Origin of the sequence: Sphingobacterium sp. R2, assembly GCF_040760075.1 — a bacterium.
Taxonomy (GTDB): domain Bacteria; phylum Bacteroidota; class Bacteroidia; order Sphingobacteriales; family Sphingobacteriaceae; genus Sphingobacterium.
Genome location: NZ_CP142884.1, coordinates 3,989,432 through 4,016,014 on the forward strand (window position 1 = coordinate 3,989,432; position 26,583 = coordinate 4,016,014).

Genomic DNA, 26,583 nt, shown 5'->3' on the forward strand with positions numbered 1-26,583 from the left:
ATAAATAATTAAAAAATGAGAAAAAATGTTAGGTTGGTAGCCTGTATTATTGGCTTGATATCTTGCGGATCAATTCCTGTAGCCTTTGCTCAAAATAGCATTCAAAATCAACAGGGTGCTAAATCTGCGATTGTTGATAAAGCATTGTTGGATAGAATATTGGATAAAAATAGACAGTCATTCAAAGAAGGTAAAGTAGCCGACTATATTCCGGAATTGGGTAAAGCCAACGCGTCATCCATTGCTCTTTCGGTCGTAAATAGTGATGGAACAATTGTTAGTATCGGCGACGTACAGCAAAGATTTACAATTCAGAGTATTTCAAAAATTGTTTCCCTAATGATTGCCGTACTGGAAAATGGCGAGCAAGTTGTTTTTAATAATATGGGATACTATGGCACAGACAAACCTTTCAATCATTTTGCGAATTTGGAAACATCGGGTATACCGCTCAATCCAATGATGAACGCTGGCGCCATTTTAACGACATCGCTTATTAAAGGAACAGGTGAGGAACCTTTTCTTAAAATACGCAATATGATTCGTTTTATAACAAATAATGAAAAGATTGATTATAGTAAATCCGTATATAATTCGGAACGGGAGACTGGAAATCGAAACAGAGGTATGTTCTACCTGATGCGCAACAATGGACTCATTGATGGTGATGGTGAAGATAAACTAAATAATTATTTTAAACAGTGCTCAATTGAGATAACCGCAGAGGATCTGGCTAAAATAGGTTTCTTTTTTGCCAATCACTGTGTGCGCTATGATGGAAATAAGCAATACAATAATCCAAGTCTATCTCAGCTAGTTCAATCGCAAATGCTCATTGCAGGGATGTACGAATTTAGCGGCGAATATGCCAGAACTGTGGGACTTCCAAGTAAATCGGGTGTTGGTGGCGGAATCGCTGTAAGTGTACCGAATAAAATGGGTATAGGGGCCTATAGTCCAGCCTTGGATCAACACGGTAACTCGGTGGCCGCTTATCGCATGATATTAGATTTGGTGAGAGAGAAATCACTAAGTCTCTTTTATTAACCTTAGTAAATTCAAGTCAACGATAACATGATACGGACAGAACCAATCATCGCAGTGGATAACGTTCCCCAAAGCTCACAATTCTATCAAAAGCTTTTAGGCTGTACCGGTCAACATGGAGGAGAAACATTTGAAATTCTCACAGATAACGGAACTGTTATTCTCTGTTTACACAGATGGGGGGAACATGATCATCCTACTATGCGGAATCAAATACAGGCAGGGAATGGACTCATATTATTCTTTAGAGTAGACAATTTACAGCAAATTTTCGAAAACGCCACTTTGCTAAATGCAGTCATAGAGAAGGATATACATTATAACGAGAATTCTTTGAAAGATCAATTTATCCTACGTGACCCCGACAACTATTACCTGATTGTATCAGCTTAGTCAGATCTATTTCTTTGTCAATCGCGTGCAGGATTGTAGTCGATGGCGAAACGATCGAAATATCCCTCGATTTCAGCATAGGTGAACCAGCCAAAGGTTATTTTATCCTAAAAGAGATCTCGCCTAATCAAACCTCAGTGACTTGGGGGATTTCAGGAAAATCGCCCTATCCATGGAACTTTATGAATTTATTCATGAATATGAACAAAGATTTCGATCAAGGGCTGAAGAATCTAAAAAATAGACTAAAATAGAGACTATACAAAAGTAAAAAACGGTGGTTAAAATAAACTTTACTCTAACCACCGTGTCTTATTTTTAAAATGAACAAAATTTATCTTCTGCGCATTAAAATTCGTAGAATATACCAAAACAGCAACATTATTGATGAAAATAGCTGTAGCGCCGCTCCAACGTATTGTTCGTTGCCGTAACTATACTTCAGATTTTGAGTTTGATAGAGTATGCTTCCGGAAGCAAATGCAATCATTGCAACCGAGAACCATAATCCAAGTTCAAAACCAAAAATAGCACCAGCGACAATTGCCCCCAAGGATAAGAAGCCTCCAATTACCAGAATATTCCTGAGGAATGAAAAATCTTTATTGAATACAAATGCTACAACAGTAAGCCCGGTAAACAATGCCAAAGTCATTATACTTGCTTGATAAATGACACTAATTCCTTCTGTCATAAACACCGCCATAAAAATCATTGGCAGAAAGATAATTGCTTCCAGTACAATATAGAAAGCTAGTCCTAGATATTGGGTTTGACGGCTTTGCGAAAGTGTCCATCTTGATGAAAGTGTGGACCCTAACCAAAAACATCCCAATAAAAACAACCAAATAAATTTTCCGCTAACCATCCAAACGATAAAATCATAAGGGATCAATTTGATCAGCAAAGTTTCCAAAACGATAAATGCCAAAATCGAAAGCGCAACATGAAGATAAGTTTTTTTATAAAACACTCCCCTTTCAGCGTCATCATTGATAAGAATGTACTCTTGTGATTCCATAAAACAAATTCGATTGATTAAATAAGGATTAAAAATAAGCATTAATTCTATTTCCACAAGAAAGAAGTTTGCACGGGCTTATAAAAAAAGAACCCCGCCTAGCGGGGTCCATTCAAACAAACAACTTATTTCCAGCCTCCTCCCAAATCTTTATAGATATTGACAACAGCATTGAGCTGCTGCTTCTTCGTTTCTATCAATTCAAGTTTCGAATCCAGCACATCGCGTTGTGTCATCAAAACCTCCATATAGTCTGCCCTCGCTGATTTAAAGAGATCATTTGACACAGACACGGAATTATTGAGAACCTCAACTTCTTTTGTTTTGAAATCGTAGCTGCGCCCTAGGTTTTCAATATTAGAAAGTTGTGTAGAGACTTCTAAGTAAGCATTCAGAATTGTCTTCTCGTAATTATATACAGCCTGTATTTGTTTGGCGTTAGCCGTATTAAATTCCGCTTTAAGCCCATTTTTATTGATCAATGGTGCCGCAAGCTCCCCAATTAAATTGTATAAAACCGATTCCGGCATCTTAAACAAGTAAGAAGGTTTAAATGCCTGTAAACCCAAAGCAGCCGAAATCTCCAAAGAGGGATAAAACTCTTTCCGTGCAATATTTACATCCAATTTGGCTGCAGTGAGTTCATACTCTGCCTCACGAATATCAGGTCTATTGCTCAGTAATTGGCTCGGTATGCCTGTCTGAACCTTCGCCGGGATCAAATCGACAAAATTGCTTTTGTCGCGTTTGATCTCTTGTGGAAAACGCCCCAATAGAAAATTAATACGGTTTTCAGTTTCTTTGATTTGTTGCCTCGTCTCAAATTCCATACCTTTGGTTTTCAACACTTCAGCCTCAAACTTTTGAACCGCCAGTTCTGTTACACGAGCAGCCTGCTTCTGCAATCGGATTACCGCAAGTGCATTGTCCTGTAGCTCGATATTCTGTTTGATAATGGTCAACTGATTATCCAATGCCAATAATTCATAATACGAACGGGCAACCTCGGCAATAAGGCTACTCAAGACAAAATTTTTCCCCTCTACCGTAGCAAGGTAGCGGTTGAGTGCGGCTTGCTCGGAGTCCTTAAGTTTTTTCCAAACGTCGATTTCCCAGCTTGCATACGCACCAATTGTCAAATCTCCTAGTGGATCCGGCATTTCCTTTCCAGGAGCAATTTCTGTGCTGGCATCACCCGCCCCCTGGCTAGTATATCGCCCAACTTTTTCAACACCTCCTCCCGCACGTAAACCAACGGTAGGTTTCAACGCCCCTTTTCGTAAAAGAATATCATTCTTTGCGATTGCCAACTCCTGCAAAGTAACATTCAGTTCCTGATTGTTTTTTAACGCTGTATCTATTAATACAACTAGATTTGGATCAGTAAAAAATTCACGCCACTTAACCGATGCTGAATTTGTTGTGTCAGATTTCTCTACGTCTGTAAATTGCTGCGGAACAAATTTATTCTCCTGTATTTGTGTCGCTTTCGGAACCTTACATCCCGTCACTGCTGCTGAAAGCGAAATTGCAATGACCCATTGTATTTTTCTGCGATTAGTCATTATTATCAAGTTCTTCAGTTAATGGATTTTCATCCTCGTGTTTAATAAGCTTACGTCTAGAGGCAATAGTTCCGAAGATATAGTACAAGCCTGGTATCACTAAAATACCGAACACTGTACCAAACAACATACCTCCCGCTGCTGCCGTACCGATCGTACGGTTCCCTATTGCACCTGGGCCAGAAGCCATAACTAAGGGAATCAAGCCTGCGATAAAGGCAAAAGACGTCATCAAAATGGGTCTAAACCTCACTTTTGCACCATCCAAGGCAGCTTCAATAATACTCAATCCTTGCGAATGCCGCTGGGCAGCAAACTCAACAATCAACACAGCATTTTTACCAAGTAAACCTATGAGCATGACCAAAGCGACCTGTGCATAAATATTGTTTTCCAATCCCAATAACTTCAATAATAGAAAGGCCCCAAAGATTCCGATTGGTAAAGAAAGCAATACCGCAAAAGGCATAATAAAGCTCTCATATTGAGCAGAAAGTATCAAATAGACAAAACCAAGACAAATTAAGAAGATATAAATTGCCTGATTTCCACGACCTACTTGATCTTTGGAGATACCAGCCCAGTCAATACCATAGCCTCGAGGTAACGTTTTGGCAGCGACTTCATTAATCACCTGGATTGCTTCACCACTACTGTAGCCGGACGCGGCAGAACCTGAAATTTCGGAGGCCAAATACATATTGTGGCGCGTGATCTCAGAAAGACCATAGACCTTTTCCATATGCATAAATGCTGAAAATGGGACCATCTCATCTTTTTCATTCTTCACATACAGCTTTAAGATATCTTCCGGCAAAGCCCTGTATTGCGGCAAAGCCTGAACCATAACTTTATATTGACGGTCATACTTAATGAAGTTCGTTTCGTAGTTACTACCAACCAAAGTAGAAAGCGTATTCAGCGCATTATCAATAGTAACACCCTTCTGTTGCGCCAGATCATTGTCAATATGCAACATATACTGCGGAAAACTCGCGCTGTAGAAGGTAAATACAGAAGATAGTTCAGGTCTCTTGTTCAGCTCACGTACAAAATCCTTACTTACCGTTTCCATTTTCTTGTAGTCACCAGAACCTGCTTTGTCCAAAAGACGAAGCTCAAATCCCCCCGCGGCACCATAGCCCGGTACGGCCGGTGGTTGGAAAAATTCGATAGACGCCCCTGGGATATTTTTGGCAGCGGCTTCTAGTTGCTCAATAATCTCTTGCGAGGATTCTTTACGTTCTTCCCAGCTTTTCAAGTTGATCAAACAAGTACCTGTATTTGCTCCAGTTCCTTCAGTCAGGATTTCATAACCCGCTAATGAAGATACCGATTGAACGCCATCTATATTTTCTGCTTCTTTTTGCAAGGTCTGAGCAGCCAAATTCGTCCGCTCCAATGTTGATCCTGGCGGCGTTTGAATAATAGCATAAATCATCCCCTGGTCTTCATTGGGGATAAAACCTGCAGGAACAGCATTATTCAAAAAGTAGGCTCCAATACAAAAACCAATCAAGACTATAAATGTAAATAACCGTCTATCTACAATGCCTTTCAACAGGTAAACATATTTGTTAGACATCTTATCAAACAATCTATTGAAAGAATCGAGAAATTTATCAATAATGGATTTCTTCCTTGCCTTGCCATGATTATTCTTTAACATAATCGCACAGAGCGCAGGCGTTAAAGTTAATGCAACAACACCAGACAAAATAATTGAAGTTGCCATCGTAATGGAAAACTGCCGATAGAATATCCCTACGGGACCAGACATAAAAGCAACGGGGATAAAAACTGCTGCCATGAGAAACGTGATTGCAACAATGGCACCGCTGATTTCATGCATCGCTTTTTTGGTCGCCTTATAGGCCGAAATATGAAGCTCTTCCATTTTGGCATGGACGGCTTCAATAACCACAATCGCATCATCCACAACAACACCAATGGCGAGCACCAATGCAAACAGGGTGATCAAGTTGATGGTAATTCCAAAAAATTGCATGAACAAAAATGATCCCACCAATGAAACCGGTACTGCAATGGTTGGAATCAAGGTCGAGCGCCAATCTCCTAAGAATAGAAAGACGACAATAGCAACAAGCACAAATGCCTCCAATAAAGTATGGACTACCTTTTCCATGGATGCATCCAAAAATTTTGAAACGTCATAGCTAATTTCGTAATCCAGCCCTTTAGGAAAAGATGCCTTCAATTCCTTCATTTTGCTTTTAACGTCTTGGATTACCTGAGAAGCATTACTTCCATAGGATTGTTTTAAGACAATCGCTGCGGATGGTTTTCCGTTCAATGTAGAATAGATATCATACATCGCCGAACCGAATTTGATGTCCGCAACATCTTTTAAGCGTAACATTTCACCATTCTCACCCGCACGTAACACGATATTGCCATAGCCTTCAGTCGTCGTAAAACGTCCGGGGTATTTCAATACATATTCAAAAGATTGGGAGGTCATACCAGATGACTCGCCCGCTTTACCTGGCGAAGCTTCCAAGCTCTGCTCTGATAAGGCTTTCATCACCTCTTCTGCAGAAATCTTGTAGGCTGTCATACGATCTGGTTTCAACCAAATACGCATCGCTAATTCGCGCGTTCCAAGAATATTAGCCACCCCAACACCGTCTACACGACGTAATTCGGAGACAATGTTCATGTCCGCATAGTTATACATAAAGTTTCCATCAAGCTCCTTGTCTTTGCTATAGAGATTGATGTACATGAGCATATTGGATTCTTCACGTGTAATCTTCACCCCCTCACGTACCACAATTGGAGGAAGCTTATTCACCACAGAAGCCACACGGTTCTGCACATTTAATGAAGCCTGATTCGGATCTGTTCCTAGATTGAATACCACCTGGATACTTGCTTCCCCGTCGTTACCGGCATCTGAAGCCATGTATTTCATGCCCGGAACCCCATTTATCGCCCGCTCTAGCGGTATGATAACTGATTTAATCATCAACTCACCATTTGCTCCAGGGTACTCCGCAGTGATATTCACCTTCGGTGGCGATATAGATGGAAATTGTGTTACAGGAAGCTGTACCATAGAAAGCACACCCAAAAACACAATGATCAGTGATATAACGATCGAAAGTACTGGTCTATTTATAAAACGACTAAACATAGTAATTTAAGTGTAAGGGGTCTATTCTGTTTTTAACTTCAAATTTGAAATGGCGTCTTTAGGTTGCACAAAGCTGTAGCTGATTTTATCATCCTCTTTTGCTTTCTGAATACCGTCCAACAAAAATTTATCATCTTTTTGAAGTCCGCTCGTTACCACATACAGATCTGGTAGAGAGTTACCGATTGTGATATGACGAGCTTTTAATTTCCCATCCTTATCGACTACATACACATATTTACGGTCCTGCATTTCGTATGTCGCTTTCTGTGGAATAATTAAAACTTGTTTCAACGGAAAGTTCATCACCACCTTGCCGCTCTCGCCATGTTTTAATAGACGGTTTGGGTTGGGAAATTTCGCTCTAAAAGCAATATTTCCTGTTTCACTGTTAAATTCACTTTCTATGGTTTCTACAAGACCATTTTGAGCAAATAGCTCATTATTAGCAAGTAGCAGGCCCACATGGGTATCCCCGCGTTTACTCACGTTAGTTTGATAACTTAAATATTCTGGTTCGGAAACATTGAAATAAACCAACATCTCACTATTATCGGACAGACTTGTCAATAATTCGCCTTCATCCACCAAACTTCCCAATTTCAATGGAATCCGATCAATCGTTCCGTCAAAAGGTGCCCTGATTTCTGTAAAGGAGAGATGTAATTTTGCAATCGCTGCCTCGGCTTTGGCTTGCTCAAGCTTCGCTTTAGCCATAGCGAGTTCGTTGGGCGATACAACATTTTTATCAGCTAATGTTTTTGTATTTTGAACTTCAATTTCCGCTACATTAACTTCTGCAGAAGATTTTCGGTATTCGGCCTCATACATCTTCGGCATTATCCGAAAAAGTAGTTGCCCCTTATGGACAAATTGTCCTTCGTCCACGAAAATCTGTTCAAGATAGCCCTTCTCTTGAGCCCGAAGCTCAATATTTCGGAAAGATCTAATCTGGGAGACAAAATCCTTACGAATAGTGGTGTCCATTTGTACCGGAGAGGTCGCTGTGAATTTCTCTTTTTCTTCCTTTTCTTCCTTTTTGGAAGTACACCCGATTTGGCATAAGCTAATAGCCAAACTAGCGAGCATAAATACTCTTTTCATTTGTAAGTGTCTAATTAAAAAATAAGTCTGATTGTTTGTTGTGCTGGTTGGTGAAATGACGTCTGCTTTGGATTATGGTCGTTTCGACTTAATAATAGATTGTACAAATCGATTACGGCTAAGCGGAGCATATCCTAGGATAACCACCAAAGCAAATGAAATTTCGAAGGGATATTTTAAATTCTCCAGTTTTGTTGAAGAACGTATCTTTGAGGGAAAAGATAGGCTATGAAATTGCAGAAAGGAATTTTCTTTGCAAATCGAAAAACAAAGATGAAAAGGACAATTGCAAAGAGAAGCAGCGCAATAAGTTGAGATGTGGCATGCAAATCTTTGGTCAATTGAAAATTCTCGTAATCAAATTCAGCTATAACCGGGTTCTCTTCATGTACACTACCGTAAAACAGCGGATCAATGTGCGCTGCCGGGGCATCAATATACTGCTTTAAATCAACGGGATTGTGCTGATACATAAAACTAACGGTCGGCCGATCAGATTCAATGAAAACAACATGGCTATTACTGCTTCTGATAATTAAGAAGCATAAGAAAAAGAATATGGTAATAACCGCCTTCATTGTGGGAGCAAATATACTAGCGTAAAAACGATTTTATCGATCTTTAACAAATTTTAACAAAACAATTACAATCCGCAGATTTCCGCTAGAAAAGTGATAATTGCAAACCCCGTCCATTTGTTCGCAAAGGCTCTGCATCTCCCAAGACTGTTCTGCCCCCATACTTCCAAGAATCCCTTCGTTCCTCCACTATAATTTGCTGCATATCAAACTGTGGCTCAAAATTTCTTTCACTATCCAACACCAGCTGATGTAATTTCTGGACGGACTTTAATTTGTCACCATGACCCAATTTAGATTTCTCAATGCCTTTTTTCAAAATCTGAATACTTTCATCGTAAATAGTTAATGGAACCGGAAATGGATGTCCATCCTTTCCCCCATGAGCAAACGAAAACCGAGCCGGATCTTTAAACCGGGATGGTGCACCATGAATTACTTCGCTGACTAAGGCCAATGATTGCAACGTACGGGGGCCAATTCCCTTTAAAAGAAGTAGATCTTCAAAATCAACAAGTGGACTTTCACGAGCAACGTATAACATCGCGCCCAATCTTTTTAGATTGACATCCGATGCACGTACATCGTGATGAGATGGCATGGCCAATCTAGCGAATTCTTGTATAACTTTAAACGAATCCTCTCTAACCAACGTCATAATACCCGCTCTGTTTGCCGCCGCTTCAGCAGCCGTTAAATTGAAGATCATACCCTGTGAGGGACCGCTGATACCCGCATGCGGTTCCTCCACAAACGATTTGATCTTTTCAGAATGCCAATGGTAACGACGGGCAGTCTTATCTTTTTCATGCATACCTTGCTGCACGACTGACCAATTGCCATTATCTGCCAAGATAAAATTATGTAAATACAATTGGTAACCGTCCTGAATGGCTGTGTTATCCACCTTCGCAACAAGTTTACTGCTGCGAATCAAGTTGTTAGCATTTAATCCAATACGATCTGAAACCTGAAGTAGTTCTTGTGGGGTTTGCATGGACAACTTGCCTTTTCCGCCGCAGATGTAGAGCCCTAATGACTTGGCGTCTGGATTAATAGCGCGTTTTAATGCACCCATAACAGCCGTTGTAATTCCAGAGGAATGCCAGTCCATGCCAAGAACAGCTCCAAAGCTTTGAAACCAAAATGGATCAGCAAGCCTCCTTAAAACCTCATCCTTTCCATAATCCATTAGCATAACTTCCACGATTGAACGCCCTAATGAAGCCATACGCTCGTAAAGCCACGCAGGTACTTTACCATAATGCAATGGAAGGTCTGCAGTACCGGATTTCCTCATATTAAACTAAATTTATTAGCACAAATCTATCTCTTTTATTTTTAAAAAGCGAAAAAGGCTAGAATTTATCTAGCCTTTTCATTGTATGAGTAATGAGACGTTTACGACAACTATCGCTTCCTGCTTAACGACATCGCGCTGTATATAACATTTCAACTACTTACCCGTTAGCGCGGACAATAATCCAACCCGGAACGAAGGATCTTTCTCCGAAAACTCAATGGATTGTTTGTAGGTATCAACGTTAAAGAAGAGCTCTGCCGGTTCAGCTTTCTTATTATCCAAGAATAATTTAAAGCTATAGGCTGTTTTTTTAGATAGATCCGCGTTCACTTTATTGGATGAAAACACATTCGGAAGAATCACATCCTTTGTAAAAGCATCAGTCGTCGGTATCTCAAATAATTCCCCTAAAGCTTTAATTAAATGATCAGACTGTGGACCTGAAGATGAAATTCTAATTTTTCCCTTCGTGAAACCAACATCATCACTGGGCTGACCATCTATGATACCAGCGGGAATAAAATCTACAACCTCAACCTTCGCTCCCACCGTATCCTGTTTGTAAAGAGATTTTGTAATGTAGATCCGACTTGAATCCGTTTTGATTTCATCAGTAATACGTAAGAAAAAATTCTTTTTCTCAGCTCCCGGAGTACCATTTGTAAACTGCTCGATTTTAACGCCATCAATTTTATTCGCTGCTGTGGTATCGCTTCCATCAGTCTTCTTCTGATTGGAGTTTCCGCAACCAGCCATCAACATCGTAGCGGCTGCAAAAAATGCTATAGATTGAATCTTGTACATAATGAATTGTTTGTTATCAGTTATCAATGATTATTGCTTATAATATTACCAATATTACAGATAACAAACAACAATTAGCAATGTTTTTATTTTATTTCAATAAAGCATCATATAAAATTTCCACAGGATGATAAGATTTCCTTCCGACCCCATCTTTGATTTGATGTCTACAAGAGGTGCCTGCTGCGGCAATCAGGGTATCGGCTTCTGTTTTGCGTACAGCTGGTAACAAAACCAGCTCGGCAACTTTCATTGAAACGTCATAATGCTCGGCCTCATAACCAAATGAACCCGCCATACCACAGCAGCCAGAAGGAATTGTCTCTACGCTAAAATTCGTCGGAAATGATAATACCTGTTCCGTCACAGTAACCAGATGGAAAGCCTTTTGATAACAGTGACCATGAAGCTTGATTTTTCTTGCTGCCGTTGTAAATTGTTCCTGACGAATACGTCCTGCTTTCATCTCTGTCAGTAAAAATTCATCGATCATCAATGCATTTTTAGCTATGTTTTGCGCCTCAATACGAATATCATCATCCACCAGGCTTAAATATTCATCTCTAAACGTAATGATACCGGATGGTTCAACCCCTAAAAGCGGGGTTTCGTCGGTTATTAATTCCTTTAAAAAATGAATATTTTTATTGGCAATGTTCTTTGCTTCTTTCACAAAGCCTTTGGAAAGGTATGTCCGTCCACTTTGCACATGTTTTGGAATAATCACCTCATAGCCCAAGGCAATCAGCAATTTATATGCAGTAATACCGATTTCCGCATCATTATATTCGGTAAACTCATCCGAGAAAAGATAGACTTTACGCTTGGCATCCTTGACAGGACCTTGTGTTTTTACCCACTGGCTCAAAGTTGTCCCATTTACTGTAGGCAGCGAACGTTTCGGTGCAAACCCGACGATTTTCTTGACCAAGCCAGACAGAAAATCATTTTTTACAACAAAATTATAAAGGGGTGCCACCCACGAACCCAACTTCTGAGAATATGTGAAATTAGCAATTAACATTGTTCTAAAACCAGCCCCATGTTCATCATAATAATGCTGTAAAAATTCGGCTTTCATTTTAGCCACGTCCACACTCGAAGGGCATTCTGTTTTACAACCTTTGCAGCTTAAACATAGATCCATGACCTCCTTAATCTCTTCATGATCGAAACGGTTTTTCTTGGTGGAATTTGTTAAAAACTGTCTTAACATATTCGCCCGTGCGCGTGTGGTATCTTTTTCATCGCGCGTAGCCATAAATGAAGGACACATTGTTCCACCAGTAATTTCAGTCTTCCGACAATCACCCGAGCCTGAACACTTCTCTGCCAATCGAAGAATAGACTCATCTTTAGAAAAATCAAAATAGGTTTTTATTTCTGTCCGGTTGCTATCATTATCGTAACGGAGGTGAGAATCCATTGGTGGTGTGTTGACAATTTTATTTGCGTTGAAAACCCCCTGTGGATCAAAGATAAATTTTACTTCTTCAAGTAATTTGTAGACTTTATCGCCGAGCACTTTGCCGATAAACTCTCCGCGAAGACGACCATCACCATGTTCACCACTCAATGAGCCATTATATTTCAAGACTAAATCACTGGTTTTTTCAAGGATAGAACGAAAAGTACGCTTCCCTGCTGCTGTTTTCAAATTTACAAATGGCTCAATATGCAATTCGCCAGCGCCAGCGTGTGCGTAGTAAGACGCATGCACGCCCTCTTCCACCAAAAGTTTTTGAATATCATTCACATAAGCAGGGAGATCTTCAGGCGATACCGCACAATCCTCAATCAAATTTACGGGCTGACTATCCCCCGGTAAATTACGAATGAGCCCCAGTCCCGCTTTGCGTACATCCCAAACTAAATTCGTTTGGTCCATACCCGTAATATAGGGATAAGCATAACCTAGTCCACGCGAAACGAGATCGGCTTTCAATGCCATCGCTTTCGCTGCTGTTTCGGCCGCTGTATGCCCCCTAAACTCTACAATCAATAGCGCCTGCGGATCGCCTTCTATAAAAAAGCGATTAAACTTGTACGTTGGATGTCCAACCGTAAAGTCCATAATGTATTTATCCACTAATTCGGAAGCTTCTGGCTTGTGCGCTAAAGCCACAACATTACCATGCATACATTCTACCATATCGGCAAAATGAACACAGAGCAAACCTAGTTCAGGAGGAGGCAAGGGCATCAACTTGAGTTTAGCCTCTGTAACAACAGCCAGTGTACCTTCAGAACCTGCCAATAAATTACACATATTAAAAGGACCCGAACGATCACATAAAATATCCAGCGCGTAACCTGTATTTCTTCTTGTGATCGATCGCTTCGGATAGCCGGTTTCAATTGCGCTTAAATGCTGAGGATTGGTTAACAATGAATTCATATGACGATAAATATCCCCCTCGCGCCCAGTCAATAATAATTTTTTAAAAAAGCCCGCTTCATCTAAGCTTTCAAATGCCACTTCCGAGCAATCATCCAAGATTACATTTGCTGAAATCAAATTGTTCCGTGTATCGCCCCAGACGATCGAATGCAGGCCTGAAGAATTATTACCAATCATTCCGCCTATCATGGCTCGGCTTGCCGTTGAAGTTTCAGGGCCAAACATCAGCCCAAAAGGCTTAAGATAGTTGTTTAAGTCATCACGAATTACCCCCGGTTGAACGCGAACCCATTGCTCTTCAACATTAAGCTCAATAATATGGTTAAAATGACGAGAAATATCCATAATAATACCATGGCCAACTACTTGGCCTGCCAAGGAAGTGCCAGCAGTACGTGGTATGATTGTAACCCTATTCTGTCGAGCAAAATCAATTAATTCTTTAATATCACCAATATCGGCGGGTATCGCTACGGCCAACGGTTTTTCCTGATAGACAGACGCATCGGTTGAATAGGCCAGCAACATCGTTTGGTCCTTAGTTTCATGGGTATAATAGAGCTCCCCTTTGAGTTGTGAAGCTAATGAGGCTAATTGATTCTGATCTTTCACTTAATCTGCATTTAATGTACAAACAAATCTAGTCAAATTTATGCATTGGTAAAAAAAAGAATGCAAGAAATACCCAAATCAAAATTAAAAAACGCATAAAAACGCAAGCAGTAACGTTTATCATAAGTGATGATTTTATTTCGTTCATTCAAACAATGCTTGTATTTTTGTTGCAGTACATCATTTAAATTAACGTTTGATATTCTTATATGCGTAATCTATTCCTCCGCTATACGCTCCATTCCGATTTTATTATATATACCATTCGCGTACTAATTGGCTTTCTTATTGGTTATCCATTATTTGTATCCTTTCCCCAATATTCTGTCTCTTGGACCCTTATCTCGATTATACTGGTGATTTCTCCACAAGAGAATGAATCAAAGAAGATAGCGATCGATCGGGCTAAGTCCAATTTCATAGGATCCGCCATTGGACTCAGCTTATATTTTGTTCCTATCCAGCAACTTTACGCAATGGTAATCGGCATCCTTGCTTCGTTGATTACGTGTAAATTACTCAATATTATAGCTGTAGCAAGGACATCGATGGTTGCGCTAATTATAGTCTATCTGCATGAACAGGAAAGCCGTTCCTATTTCGCTGCCTTAGATCGTTTCGGTTGTGTCTGTTTAGGTTGTCTAATCGGACTGAGTGTCATACTTTCAACAAGGAATATGATTATGAAATTAAGAAAGCGATACGTTTTTTGATCACGAACTCTGACCGTTAAAAGACAATATATTTATTTTTAACGCATTAACGTATCCTATCAACTTAAATTGTTACTATATCCGAATAATATTCACGAAGAATACTTAATAAGCAGAATTATATTCACAAATTATTATAATGCTTTGAATTATATACTTTATTCCGTACCTTTGCGGTCGAAATGACAAAAGTAGAATATAATTTAGATCAGGTTGACTACAAAATCTTGCGTTTAATGCAGGACAATGGACGTATCAACAACGCGGATATCGCTAGAGAGCTGGGTATGGCACCTTCTGCGATTCTAGAACGCGTAAAAAAGCTGGAGCAAAAAGACGTAATTTTAAAATACAGTGCAAAGATCAATCCTGCAGCGGTCGATCAAAAACTTTTGTCATTTATTTTCATAAAAGCCAATGATATCATTGGTGAACAAACAGTTGGGTTGGCACTTGCCAAAATTCCTGAAGTACAGGAAGTACATGACATTGCGGGTGATGATGGTTACCTGATTAAAGTAAGAACTGCAGATTCGACCGGATTAGTTGATCTGATGCGAAATACTTTAGGTAAAGTGGAAGGGATTATCTCTACTCGCACTACAATTGTACTTCAAACGGTTAAGGAAGATCAACAGGTGGTGATACCTGAGTAATAGAAAGGAAGTTTAATCATGTTGCAAGGACAAAAAAAGGCTGCTAACCCGTTAATGGTTGTTATCGCCTATATCATTATTTATGTTGTATGGGGATCCACCTTTTTCTTTATAGAAAAGGCACTACATAGTTTTCCACCATTTATTTTAGGTTCGTTTCGATTTGTTACAGCCAGCGCGATTCTAATGACATATTGCGCAATAAAAGGTTATAAATTGTTTAATAAACGATCCGTTCAGGAAGCAGCAATTGTAGGATTTCTATTGCTTTTTGTCGATATGGCTGGGGTGATCTGGGCCGAACAATATGTTTCAGGTGGTGTTGCCGCCATTATTGCAGCAGCAGCAGCGATCTGGTTTATTTTATTGGATAAACCCAAATGGAGAGAAAATTTCAGCAGTATTAGCACGGTTTTGGGTGTTGCGTTAGGCTTCTGTGGAGTGGTGATGTTATTCGCTGAACAGATTATGTCGACCAATGATAATACCGATGGAACACTTAAGGTGATCGCCCTATCTATTTTAGTATTGGGTTCTATCGCTTGGACCGTGGGGTCTCTAATTTCCAAATATTTCAAAAAAACTGAGAAACAAGAGAAAGAGGATTTACATGTCATGGTGAAGACCGCTTGGCAAATGGTTACTGCAGGTATACTTTTTAATATCACCGCCCTTTTCACCGGTGAGTATACAACCTTTTCGCTAAGTAGCGTGGCGCCGGTGGACTGGTTCAACTTGGCCTACCTAATTACTTTTGGCTCAATCCTCGCTTTTAGCTCCTATATTTGGTTACTACAAGTGCGCCCCGCAATGGAAGTTAGTACGTATGCCTATGTGAACCCAATCATTGCACTTATTTTAAGTCATTTTTTCACTTCGCATGTAGTGACCTCATTGCAGATTTTCGGACTAGCTGTGATATTATTTTCAGTCCTGTTAATGAACTGGAAAGCGTATCGAGCCAAACTGTCCGCGCGTAGCAAGAGTAGAAAAGTTCTTCAACTAGAGAATAAGTTGGACACCAACCCTATCACTGAGTCGGAATTAGTACACTAGGTTGTTATTTTTCTAATTATATGAACAAAGCTTAACATACGAAGTTAAGCTTTTGTTGTTTTTAAAAATTAGCTAACATTGGATAAGATTTGTTCATATATAATTGGCTAACTTTGTTCAATATTTGGTTAAACGAAAAAAGAATGAAGATATCAAAGCAAATTGCCTTTATTGGTAGCCTTGGAGTCGGTTCACTTTTGATGGTTGCCAGTTGCAGCAAGCAGCTCCATCCAACGCAGAAAGATTTCCAACAATATCATATCAATAGCGATATGCAAGCTGATCCTACAGTCGTATCAATCTATGAGCCCTTCAAATATAAAATGGAAGCTGAGATGAATCGAGTGATTGGACATGCGGACAAAGCGCTGACAAAAGAGAAAACGGCAGAAACATTAATGGGCAATTTTTTTTGTGAAGCCTTGTTGTGGATGAGTGAACACAATGCCCATAACCCTGCGGATTTCGCGTTTGCTACTAAGGGTGGAATCCGAAATGATCTGAAAGCAGGCGATATTACCGTTGGAAATATCTTCGAGGTGATGCCTTTCGAAAACACTTTAACAATTCTCGAGCTCAAGGGAAGTCAAATTCGTCAACTTGCAGACTTTATCGCCTCAACACATGGACAACCGATCGCTGGGATGACGTTGACCATTACAGGCAACAAAGCCCAAGACATTAAAATCAAAGGTATAGCAATTGAAGACAATAAGTTGTATAAATTGGTAACCTATGATTATCTCGCTAATGGTGGCGATAACCTGACACTGTTGACACAATCTGTATCGCGGGCAAATTATCCGCAGCGGATGCGAGAAGGACTGATTGAATATGTGAGTGAATTAACGAAAGAAGGCAAAAAAGTAAATGCAGAATTAGATGGAAGAATTAAAATCAATTAACCGAAGATCATTTATCAAGCAAGTTGGTGGGTTTTCTGCTGCAGTTGCATTAGGGTCACTTCCTTTTCAAGCTAACGCTAAGCGTAAAAAAGTAAAACTTACAATCTTACATACCAACGATGTGCATAGCCGCATTGAACCTTTTCCTATGGATGGTGGCAAATACCAGGGTTTAGGTGGTGTTGCCCGTCGAAGCACATTGATCAATAAGATCCGCCAAGAGGAGGAACATCTTCTGTTATTAGATGCAGGCGATATGTTTCAAGGTACACCCTATTTTAATCTATTTGGAGGGAAGCTGGAGCTGGATCTTATGACGAAATTGGGGTATGATGCTGGAACATTTGGAAATCATGAATTTGACAATGGACTGGACGGACTTGTGAAATACTTGGACCATGCTAAATTTCCGTTTTTAACGGCCAATTACGACTTCAAAGGAACAGTATTGGAAGGAAAAACCAGAGACTACACCATATTTCATAAGGGTGGTATAAAAATCGGTGTATTCGGGCTCGGTGTAGATATCGAGGGATTGGTAGATCCCAATAACTTTAAGGGAATGAAATATCTGGATCCAATTGAGGTATCCAAAAAAATGGTAAAGATACTCAAGGAAAAACATAAATGCGATCTCGTCATCTGTCTGTCGCATTTAGGTTACCAATATGAAAACGATAAAGTTTCGGATCTGGTGCTTGCAGCCAAAACATCAGATATTGACCTTATTATAGGCGGACATACGCATACCTTTTTAAATGAACCCACAATAGTTACCAATTTAAAAGGTAGGAAGACAATCGTGAATCAAGTCGGTTTTGCAGGAATTAATCTGGGGAGGATTGACTTCATTATGGAGCCGGGTTCCAAAAAGAAACAAATGGTGGCGAGCAACTATCTCGTAGATCCTACAATTCCAGCATCTATGTTGGCATAATTTGATTCACTATTCATAAATGCCAAATTGACTAATCAATTTGGCATTTTTTTTCAAGACAATAAGAAGAACCATAAGGCTTACATAAGCTGATTCACCCTTAAATGAAAAGAATTTTATCAATATACCTAGACTCCTTTAGAGGACTCTCACAAGCTGCGTGGCTGCTTGCTATTGTCATGCTGATCAATAGAATGGGAAGCATGGTGATTCCATTTCTTGGTCTTTACATGACCAGAATTTTGCACTTTGATATAAAACAAGTCGGAATTGTTTTGATGTGTTATGGTATTGGCTCCGTCTGTGGATCTTACATAGGCGGCTGGCTGACAGATCGAATTGGCAGTTTCAAAGTTCAGTTCGGAAGTCTAGTGTTGGCCGCTCCTTTATTCCTACTGATACCATACTTTAAAGAGGTACAGTCGCTATCCGTCATGATTTTTACGTTAAGCTTGATTTTTGATGCTTTTAGACCTGCAAACTCCGTCTCAGTAGCAAGTTACGCTAAACCTGAAAATATCACCCGCGCCTTTTCATTGAATCGTTTGGCTATAAATCTGGGCTTCTCAATCGGTCCAGCGGTGGCAGGTTTTTTGGCAGCCATCTCTTTCAATTGGATATTTTATGGAAATTCCCTTGCAGTTCTCTGTGCAGCAATAATTTTCTTTGTCTTTTTTCATAAAAGACAAAAAAGAAGCGATATCAGATCAAAAAAAGATAGTACACCTGATAATGAAATGTCTCAAAAAGGGCAAAATCCTTATACCGACGTGCCGTTTGTCCTATTCAATATCTTTTGTTGTATCTTCTCTTTTTGTTTTTTTCAGCTGATCACTACCTTACCGATATTCTACCGAGAAGTCCACCATTTGAATGATCACCAAATTGGATTTCTGCTTGGATGGAGCGGCTTCGTCATCGTGTTGTTAGAGATGTTTATTGTTCATATTGCCGAGAAGAGATTTTCATTAATTAGCACACTCGTCTTTGGAACATTTCTATGTGCCATTTCATATGCCATGCTAAATTTTAGTAGTGGACTTGCTTGGTTATATTTCACATTCTTTATTTTTGGATTGGGAGAAATGCTCACATTGCCTTTTATGGCAACCGTTTCTGTCAATAGGTCTTCCCCAAAAACGCAAGGAGCCTACATGGGCTTCAACTCGCTAGCCTTTTCAGCTGCAAATATTTTTTCGCCAATCCTGGGCACAAGTATTGTCGATTCCTTTGGTTTCACAACGCTATGGTGGGCCATTGCATTGAGTTTATCCATTACAGCCATTGGGTTCTATTTGGTTTTGAAATGGATGAAATAACTTAAAATAAGTCAAGAAAAAGGGCGTATTCCATTTTTCAATACGCCCTTTTTTTATTGATCTCATAAACAAACTACCAAATTTTAATCCGCTTATCCACAGGGACAAACATTTTGTCTCCCTCCTTGGTATTCCAAGCTTTGTGAAAAGCGTCCAGGTTAATAATCGGCGCAAAAGCACGATACTGCGCTGGAGAGTGGGGATCGGTCTTCACTTGGTTGACCACAAACTCATCCGTTGTTTTGGTCCTCCAAATAGTTGCCCAAGAAAGGAAGAAGCGTTGATCTTGGGTAAACCCATCTATCAATCCGGGATCGCCCTTATCTTTCAAATAAAGTTGCAATGCATCAAAAGCGACAGATGAGCCACCCAAATCACCAATATTCTCGCCCAATGTGAAACGTCCGTTGACAAAAACTCCCGGGACAGGTTCATAAGATTCAAATTGACGGACCAATGCATCTGCAGCGGCTTCAAATTTTGCCTTATCCCTATCGCTCCACCAATTGTTCAGATTTCCATTCCCATCATATTTAGCGCCCTGATCGTCAAAGCCGTGCGAAAGTTCGTGACCAATTACCGCACCAATACCACCGAAATTAACAGCTGCATCGGCCTTGTAATCATAGAACGGAGATTGAAGAATAGCCGCTGGAAAGACAATTTCGTTAAACAATGGACTATAATAAGCGTTTACAGTTTGCGGGGTCATCCCCCATTCAGACTTGTCCACTGGCTTATCTTGTTTGGCCAAATTTTGATAAAATGCCCATTTGCTCGATGCCAATACGTTTGCATACAACGACGTGCCCACTTCAAGTTTGCTGTAATCTTTCCACTTATCCGGGTAACCAATTTTAACTTTAAACTTAGCAAGTTTTTCCAACGCCTTTACTTTTGTGTCGTCAGACATCCAAGTAAGATCCTTGATATGCTGGCCGAATGCTTTAATCAAATAGCTTACAAGCTCTTCAGCCTCGGCTTTAGCCTCAGGAGGAAAGCTTTCCTTCACATATAACTTTCCCAATAGCTCTCCCGCGATGGAGTTAACAAACTCTACACCGCGCTTGTCTAGCGCACGTTGTTCTTTCTGTCCTTTCAGCTTACGCCCCCAAAAATCAAAAGACAGATCATTTAATTCTTGCGTAGTGTAAGACGCCGCGTTATTTAGGACATGAAATGTCAATAACTCTTTAATCACCGGTAGATTTTCAGGATTAAAAACTTTATCGAGGTTTTCATAGTATTTTATTTCCGGTATGATAACCGTGTCAGCCTTAAAACCGACGTCATTTAAGTACTTTGCAATATCTATATTCTTCACAATGTTTTTCAGATCTGCAACAGCGATCGGATTATAACGGCCATTGGCGTCCCTTGATTGCTCAACAGTTTTAAGATTTGAAGCCAGCTGCTTTTCATAGGCAACTATCTTAGGACCCTTTAAATCCCTTGTAAGTTGACCTGATTTGGCGTAAAGTGAAGAGATGTAGGTGGAATAATCATTTAACGTCTCTTCATTCTTCTTGTCATTTACCTGATAATAGGATCTTCCCAACCCAAGACTTCCCCCACCTAAATATACCGTATTGACAGCTGAATTCTTAAGATGTGCATAAACATAACCACTGAAAAAAGGATTTCCGCCAATAGGCGCCACTTCAACAAGATACTGATATAAATCTTCGAAATTTTTAATCGCAGCGATTTTATCAAGATATGGTTTAACTGGCTCCAATCCAAGTGCGTTACGCGTCTTCATATCAACGAACGATTTATACAAATCTGCGATCTTCTGATTGTCTGTTCCTTTCTGAAAATCGCCTGAAAGTGACTCTTGCAGTACCTTTAACGTAGCAATATCTGTATTTTCACGAAGCTCATCAAATGATCCCCACCGCGCCTTATCTGAAGGAATCTTGACTGTTTTCATCCATTGTCCATTCACAAAATTGTAAAAGTCATCTTGAGGGCGCACGCTTTTGTCCATATAAGTCACATTAATTGCATTGTTTTGCGCGTTACTTATCAATGAGCCACAGGTTAGCAGGGCTGCTAAGAGTATGTTTTTCTTCATATAAAATTGAGTTTGTTTGTCGCTATCTACAAACTTAAGAAAAGTTATGCTATTGTCGATGCAACAAATAAGTTTCAAAAAGCAACTCAGATTATCCCTGTTTGATTTCCCCCAAATGGATAACATCTTTCAGGTCAAAAGGTGTTTCCTGATAAACGAAGTAATTCAACCAATTATTGAACAACAGATTTGCATGACTTGTCCAGCGAACCAAAGGGCGATTTTCAGGATTATCATCGATATAATAATTGACTGGCATTGCAATCTGCTGACCTTTTTCCAGATCTCGTTTATATTCTTCGTCCAATGTAAAAGGTGCATATTCCGAGTGTCCAGTCAAATAAAACTCTCGCCCCCCACGGGATGAAGCGATAGCAATACCCGCTTCCGGAGATTCTGAAAGAATTTCCAAACCATCCTTCGTTAAAAGATCATCCTTTTCAACAGTCGTGTGGCGGCTATGAGGGATATAGAATTCATCATCAAACCCCCGGAACAAAGGGTGTCTTTTATCTAAAGCTGTATGCTTAAATACACCAAAAAGTTTCTCCCTTAACGGCTTCTTCTCTACCTCATAAAAATGATATAATGCCGCTTGGGAAGCCCAGCAGATATACAAGCTGGAGGTAACATGCGTTCTCGCCCAATCAAAGATCGTCTTGATTTCATTCCAATAGGTCACCTCCTCAAAAGCAACCATTTCAACCGGAGCACCCGTAATGATCATTCCATCGTAGAAGTTTTCCTTTACCTCAGTCAGACTCTTATAAAACATTTCCAAGTGCTCTTCTGGTGTGTTCTTGGAGACATGTGTTTCAAGTCGTAAAAACTCCATTTCCACCTGCAAGGGATTATTGGACAGCAAACGGATAAAATCTGTTTCAGTGGTAATTTTAAGAGGCATTAAATTAAGTACTAAAACACGTAGTGGTCTAATATCTTGCTCATTTGCTCTTAAATCACTCATGACAAATATATTTTCTTTTTTCAGCAGCTCAATAGCAGGAAGGTTATTAGGAAGTTTGACGGGCATAGATAATTTCTCCTTATACAATTAGCATGCAATATTAGCAAGAAAATGCCGAAAATACTAAATGAAACATAAATTATCTTCCATTACCTTGCTATCTTTAATAATCCTAGCATCTATCCAAAGTCTGATTCTAGCGGTGCCGAAAAAACAATAAACTTTTTACATAAACTAGGTAAAGAGGTGTGTGTAAAAGATATTACAAACAAATTTGGGCCTATGCATATTATATACTAATAAAAATACGTAGATGAATATGAGCAAAGAGAAATCAATACGCGAAATTGAAATTAACGGAAGATCTTACCATTACAGTTCCATTAAGGACCTTCCGGGAGGTAGCATCAATCGCTTACCTTTTAGCATTCGTATATTATTGGAAAATGTTTTGCGTAACCACGATGGATTCAGTATCACGGATGATCATGTTAATACACTGATCAACTGGTCGCCCAAGCCTGTAGATAAAGATATTCCCTTCAAACCGGCCCGGATTTTAATGCAAGATTTTACAGGAGTACCTGCAGTGGTCGATATGGCATCCTTGCGTGCAGAATTTATCCGTCATGGCAAGGATGGACAGAAGATAAATCCCGCCATACCAGTGGATCTCGTGGTTGACCACTCCGTTCAGGTAGATTACTTTGGCACTGAATATTCTTATGATAAAAATGTCGCCCTAGAATATGAACGTAACCGCGAGCGTTATGAACTTCTAAAATGGGCGCAGAAAGGATTAGAAAATTTTACTGTCGTTCCACCAGGGATGGGTATCTGTCACCAGGTCAATTTGGAATATCTAGCCAAAGGCGTTATAGCGCGTGACAATTGGCTTTTTCCAGACACATTGGTAGGTACAGACTCACATACGCCCATGGTCAATGGTATTGGCGTGTTAGGCTGGGGAGTTGGCGGCATAGAAGCTGAAGCAGCCATGCTTGGACAACCCATCTTTTTCACCTGCCCGGAAGTTATCGGTCTTAAGCTCAGTGGAAAAATACCAGGTATATGCACTGCCACAGATATGGTACTTTCCATAACAAAAGTCCTCCGCGAAAAAGGCGTTGTCGGAAAATTTGTTGAAGTATTTGGAGAGGGATTAGACAGTTTATCGGTAACAGATCGTGCAACGATTTCAAATATGTCTCCAGAATTTGGCTGTACGGTTACGTATTTTCCAATTGATGACCGAACCCTCGAATACATGAATAGTACCAATCGAAGTGCTGAACAAATTAAAATTGTCGAAGATTATTGCAAAAATAACCTTCTTTGGCGTACGGGTAAGGAGGATATTCAATATTCTTCGGTGGTGGAATTCGATTTGTCCAATCTAGAGCCTACCGTGTCAGGCCCCAAACGTCCTCAAGATAAGATTTTGGTAAAAGATTTAAAAGCTACATTTTCAACACTGTTGGACAGCGAACACCACCGACAATATGTTCCTGTGCTGCAGCGATCTGAATCAGCATGGCTCGCCGATGGCGGTTCAGGCACAGAGTTTACCTTTGGAAAAGTACCTGTCGACCATGCTTCGCCACATGAAGTTATTCAGGAGTCTATACATGCGGTTCGCATAAAACATAATCATAAGGAGTATATTGTTAGTGATGGTAGTATTGCCATTGCAGCCATCACAAGCTGTACCAACACTTCGAATCCTACCGTCATGATCGGCGCTGGCTTATTGGCTCGAAACGCGATCGAACGCGGACTTCGCACCAAATCTTGGGTAAAAACTTCTTTAGCACCAGGCTCAAAGGTCGTTACGCAATACCTAGAACGATCAGGACTCCAAGCAGACCTTGACGCATTACGTTTTCACACCGTGGGCTATGGTTGTACCTCCTGTATTGGAAACTCAGGCCCCCTCCCGCCCCAAATCGCAGAAGCGGTAGAAAAGGGTGAACTGATTGTCGCCTCAGTATTATCTGGAAATCGAAATTTTGAAGCACGCGTACATCCGCAGGTCAAAATGAATTTTTTGATGTCGCCGATGCTAGTTGTTGCCTATGCCCTCGTCGGGAGAGTTGATATCAATCTATTGGAAGAGCCAATTGATTACGACCCCAACGGTGAGCCTGTATATCTTAAAGATATTTGGCCCACCCGGGAAGATATTATGCAAACCGTCAATGCCTGTGTCAAACAGTCAGACTTTCAAGAAGTTTATGATGTGATCTTCGACGGGTCAACAGATTGGCAAGAACTTGAAGTAAATCTTGACCAAAATTACCAATGGGACAACACTTCCACTTACATCAAGGAATCACCTTTTTTCGAAAATTTACAAGCTGTTCCTAACCCGATACAGGATATTAAAAACGCAAGAGTACTTCTCTATCTCGGCGATTCGGTAACAACGGATCATATCTCTCCTGCCGGCTCATTCAAAGAAGATACGGCAGCTGGACAATACCTTAGATCACATCAGGTAAGTAAAGAAGATTTTAATTCTTATGGATCTAGACGTGGGAATCACGAAGTGATGATGCGCGGAACATTTGCCAATGTGCGTATTAAAAACAAAATTACCGATCGTGAAGGTGGATTTAGCCGTTACTTCCCCACCAATGAGGTGAAGACGGTGTATGAAACCGCTATGGAATACCGCAAAAACAACACAGCGCTCATCATACTTGCGGGAAAAGAGTATGGTTCGGGTTCCTCTAGAGATTGGGCAGCAAAGGGAACATTCCTTCTTGGCGTGCGGGCTGTAATTGCTGAAAGCTTCGAGCGTATCCATCGAAGCAATCTGGTCGGTATGGGCGTAGCACCACTGGTTTTTATCAATGATGAAAATACAGAGAAATTAGGACTAGATGGAACAGAAGTCTATAGCATCACAGGACTTGAGACCGATTTAACACCCCATAAACTTCTTTCGGTAAAGGCGGTACATGAAACCGGAAAAGTCACCACATTTCAGGTAAAAGCAAGGCTTGATTCAGCCATCGAAATTGAGTATTTTAAGAATGACGGGATTCTACAATATGTGCTGCGTCAATATTTAAAGAACAACTAACATTGTCCAAATTAGCGCATCAAAATATCTAAAAAAGTAAAGGGCACTGATCAGTGCCCTTTAACTAACTATATAAAAACCTACCAGAGTTCTACAATACTTCAGTCTTACCCCCCAGCAGCCCAAGAATTATTTTTTAATGGTTAAATCAAAAATAGCTATAAAGAATCCCCGCTTTTATCCATGAAATCAGGTATTTTGTGCGCAAGCGGAAATAGCGCCTTTGACTTTATTTTAAAGTAAAATCATTCGGGAGAATTGCTTATTTTCGCTAAAATCAATGCCAACACAATACAGAATGGAAGAACTTGTCGAACAAACAATCACTAAACAGACATTTACAGCTGAACTGAAGCAAGTTCAGGAATTCTACAAATGCACCTTTGAGCAATGTGATTTCCAGGACGCAGAACTCGTAGATCTTCTATTCACAAATTGTGACTTTAAATCATGTAATCTTTCTAATGTAAGTCTAAAGGGCACACAATTAGATCATGTTGTTTTTGATGACTGCAAAATGCTAGGCATACATTTTAATGAATGTAGTTCATTTTCCTTTCATGCCAATTTCAGCAACTCGGTTCTGGATTACTCCTCTTTTTTTGAAAGAAATATAAAGAAGTTCCAGTTTGAACAATGCTCTTTGCAACATGTAGATTTTGAACGGGCCAACCTTCAACAGGTGCTGTTTAAAAAAACGAATTTGCTAAATGCCCGTTTTGTACAATGCAATCTCGAAGGCTGCGATTTTCGGTCTTCGATCAATATCCAGCTAGATCCAGAGGCCAATCGTATGAAAAAAAGTAAATTTGGCCCGGAACAACTACCTGACCTACTACTTAAATATCAGCTGATTATTGATTAAATATGGAAAAGGTCG

21 protein-coding genes are annotated in these 26,583 nt (G+C 40.0%); 10 read left to right on the forward strand and 11 right to left on the reverse strand.

Annotation, left to right across the window (positions count from 1 at the left end; genetic code table 11):
* Window positions 1-15: 15 nt before the first annotated feature.
* Together glsA and VXM68_RS16595 are read left to right on the forward strand one after the other, a co-directional pair.
* Complete coding sequence (gene glsA, locus VXM68_RS16590; RefSeq protein WP_367209423.1) at window positions 16-1,047, forward strand: glutaminase A; 1,032 nt, start codon at window positions 16-18, stop codon at window positions 1,045-1,047.
* Window positions 1,048-1,074: 27 nt separating this feature from the next.
* A complete protein-coding gene (locus VXM68_RS16595) occupies window positions 1,075-1,440 on the forward strand; it encodes a VOC family protein (protein WP_294187982.1) in 366 nt (121 codons plus the stop codon).
* A 192-nt stretch (window positions 1,441-1,632) separates the two neighbouring features.
* Here the strand turns inward: VXM68_RS16595 and dltX are convergent, their stop codons facing one another.
* The 9 genes from dltX to VXM68_RS16640 all read right to left on the reverse strand — a co-directional run bounded on the left by dltX (window position 1,633) and on the right by VXM68_RS16640 (window position 13,985).
* Entirely contained in the window at window positions 1,633-1,746 is a 114-nt protein-coding gene (gene dltX, locus VXM68_RS16600; RefSeq protein ID WP_367113703.1) for a teichoic acid D-Ala incorporation-associated protein DltX, read from the reverse strand.
* Between the two features lie 28 nt (window positions 1,747-1,774).
* A complete protein-coding gene (locus VXM68_RS16605; RefSeq protein ID WP_367209425.1) occupies window positions 1,775-2,518 on the reverse strand; it encodes a Bax inhibitor-1 family protein in 744 nt (247 codons plus the stop codon).
* 68 nt (window positions 2,519-2,586) lie between these two features.
* Window positions 2,587-4,026, reverse strand: coding sequence for a TolC family protein (locus VXM68_RS16610; protein WP_367209426.1), 1,440 nt, complete (start codon window positions 4,024-4,026; stop codon window positions 2,587-2,589).
* Window positions 4,019-7,183, reverse strand: coding sequence for an efflux RND transporter permease subunit (locus VXM68_RS16615; protein ID WP_294350314.1), 3,165 nt, complete (start codon window positions 7,181-7,183; stop codon window positions 4,019-4,021). Before VXM68_RS16615 ends, VXM68_RS16610 begins: the two co-directional genes overlap by 8 nt.
* Window positions 7,184-7,204: 21 nt before the next feature.
* Window positions 7,205-8,287 carry an efflux RND transporter periplasmic adaptor subunit gene (locus tag VXM68_RS16620; protein ID WP_145326753.1) on the reverse strand — a complete coding sequence of 361 codons (1,083 nt, stop codon included), beginning with the start codon at window positions 8,285-8,287 and terminating at the stop codon, window positions 7,205-7,207.
* A gap of 176 nt (window positions 8,288-8,463) precedes the next feature.
* Complete coding sequence (locus tag VXM68_RS16625; protein WP_294187994.1) at window positions 8,464-8,865, reverse strand: hypothetical protein; 402 nt, start codon at window positions 8,863-8,865, stop codon at window positions 8,464-8,466.
* Between the two features lie 85 nt (window positions 8,866-8,950).
* Window positions 8,951-10,165 carry a DUF763 domain-containing protein gene (locus VXM68_RS16630; RefSeq protein WP_294350322.1) on the reverse strand — a complete coding sequence of 405 codons (1,215 nt, stop codon included), beginning with the start codon at window positions 10,163-10,165 and terminating at the stop codon, window positions 8,951-8,953.
* A gap of 156 nt (window positions 10,166-10,321) precedes the next feature.
* Window positions 10,322-10,972, reverse strand: a complete 651-nt coding sequence (locus VXM68_RS16635) for a hypothetical protein (protein ID WP_367209427.1) — start codon at window positions 10,970-10,972, stop codon at window positions 10,322-10,324.
* 91 nt (window positions 10,973-11,063) lie between these two features.
* Window positions 11,064-13,985 (reverse strand): FAD-binding and (Fe-S)-binding domain-containing protein, encoded by a 2,922-nt coding sequence (locus VXM68_RS16640; protein ID WP_367209428.1) that lies wholly within the window; start codon window positions 13,983-13,985, stop codon window positions 11,064-11,066.
* A 209-nt stretch (window positions 13,986-14,194) separates the two neighbouring features.
* Between VXM68_RS16640 and VXM68_RS16645 the strand changes: the two genes are divergently transcribed.
* The 6 genes from VXM68_RS16645 to VXM68_RS16670 all read left to right on the forward strand — a co-directional run bounded on the left by VXM68_RS16645 (window position 14,195) and on the right by VXM68_RS16670 (window position 19,571).
* On the forward strand, window positions 14,195-14,698 hold the full coding sequence (locus VXM68_RS16645; protein ID WP_294188001.1) for an FUSC family protein: 504 nt from the start codon (window positions 14,195-14,197) through the stop codon (window positions 14,696-14,698).
* A 182-nt stretch (window positions 14,699-14,880) separates the two neighbouring features.
* Window positions 14,881-15,354: an Lrp/AsnC family transcriptional regulator gene (locus tag VXM68_RS16650; protein WP_294350330.1), complete on the forward strand. Its 474-nt coding sequence runs from the start codon at window positions 14,881-14,883 to the stop codon at window positions 15,352-15,354.
* Between the two features lie 18 nt (window positions 15,355-15,372).
* Complete coding sequence (locus VXM68_RS16655; protein WP_367209429.1) at window positions 15,373-16,410, forward strand: EamA family transporter; 1,038 nt, start codon at window positions 15,373-15,375, stop codon at window positions 16,408-16,410.
* A gap of 143 nt (window positions 16,411-16,553) precedes the next feature.
* Window positions 16,554-17,315, forward strand: coding sequence for a 5'-nucleotidase C-terminal domain-containing protein (locus tag VXM68_RS16660; RefSeq protein WP_294188006.1), 762 nt, complete (start codon window positions 16,554-16,556; stop codon window positions 17,313-17,315).
* The gene (locus VXM68_RS16665) at window positions 17,293-18,252 is read left to right on the forward strand and encodes a bifunctional UDP-sugar hydrolase/5'-nucleotidase (protein WP_294350338.1); all 960 of its coding nucleotides are present in this window, start codon (window positions 17,293-17,295) and stop codon (window positions 18,250-18,252) included. The genes VXM68_RS16660 and VXM68_RS16665 overlap by 23 nt, the downstream gene beginning before the upstream one ends.
* Before the next feature lie 104 nt (window positions 18,253-18,356).
* Window positions 18,357-19,571, forward strand: a complete 1,215-nt coding sequence (locus VXM68_RS16670) for an MFS transporter (protein ID WP_294188011.1) — start codon at window positions 18,357-18,359, stop codon at window positions 19,569-19,571.
* A 73-nt stretch (window positions 19,572-19,644) separates the two neighbouring features.
* Here VXM68_RS16670 and VXM68_RS16675 read toward each other — a convergent pair whose 3' ends face one another.
* Together VXM68_RS16675 and metA are read right to left on the reverse strand one after the other, a co-directional pair.
* Window positions 19,645-21,648, reverse strand: a complete 2,004-nt coding sequence (locus tag VXM68_RS16675; RefSeq protein ID WP_367209430.1) for a M13 family metallopeptidase — start codon at window positions 21,646-21,648, stop codon at window positions 19,645-19,647.
* A gap of 91 nt (window positions 21,649-21,739) precedes the next feature.
* Entirely contained in the window at window positions 21,740-22,681 is a 942-nt protein-coding gene (gene metA, locus VXM68_RS16680) for a homoserine O-succinyltransferase (protein WP_294188017.1), read from the reverse strand.
* Between the two features lie 247 nt (window positions 22,682-22,928).
* Between metA and acnA the strand changes: the two genes are divergently transcribed.
* Window positions 22,929-25,703 (forward strand): aconitate hydratase AcnA, encoded by a 2,775-nt coding sequence (acnA, locus tag VXM68_RS16685; RefSeq protein WP_367209431.1) that lies wholly within the window; start codon window positions 22,929-22,931, stop codon window positions 25,701-25,703.
* Window positions 25,704-25,983: 280 nt separating this feature from the next.
* Window positions 25,984-26,568: a pentapeptide repeat-containing protein gene (locus tag VXM68_RS16690; RefSeq protein WP_367209432.1), complete on the forward strand. Its 585-nt coding sequence runs from the start codon at window positions 25,984-25,986 to the stop codon at window positions 26,566-26,568.
* The last annotated feature ends 15 nt before the right edge of the window (window positions 26,569-26,583 follow it).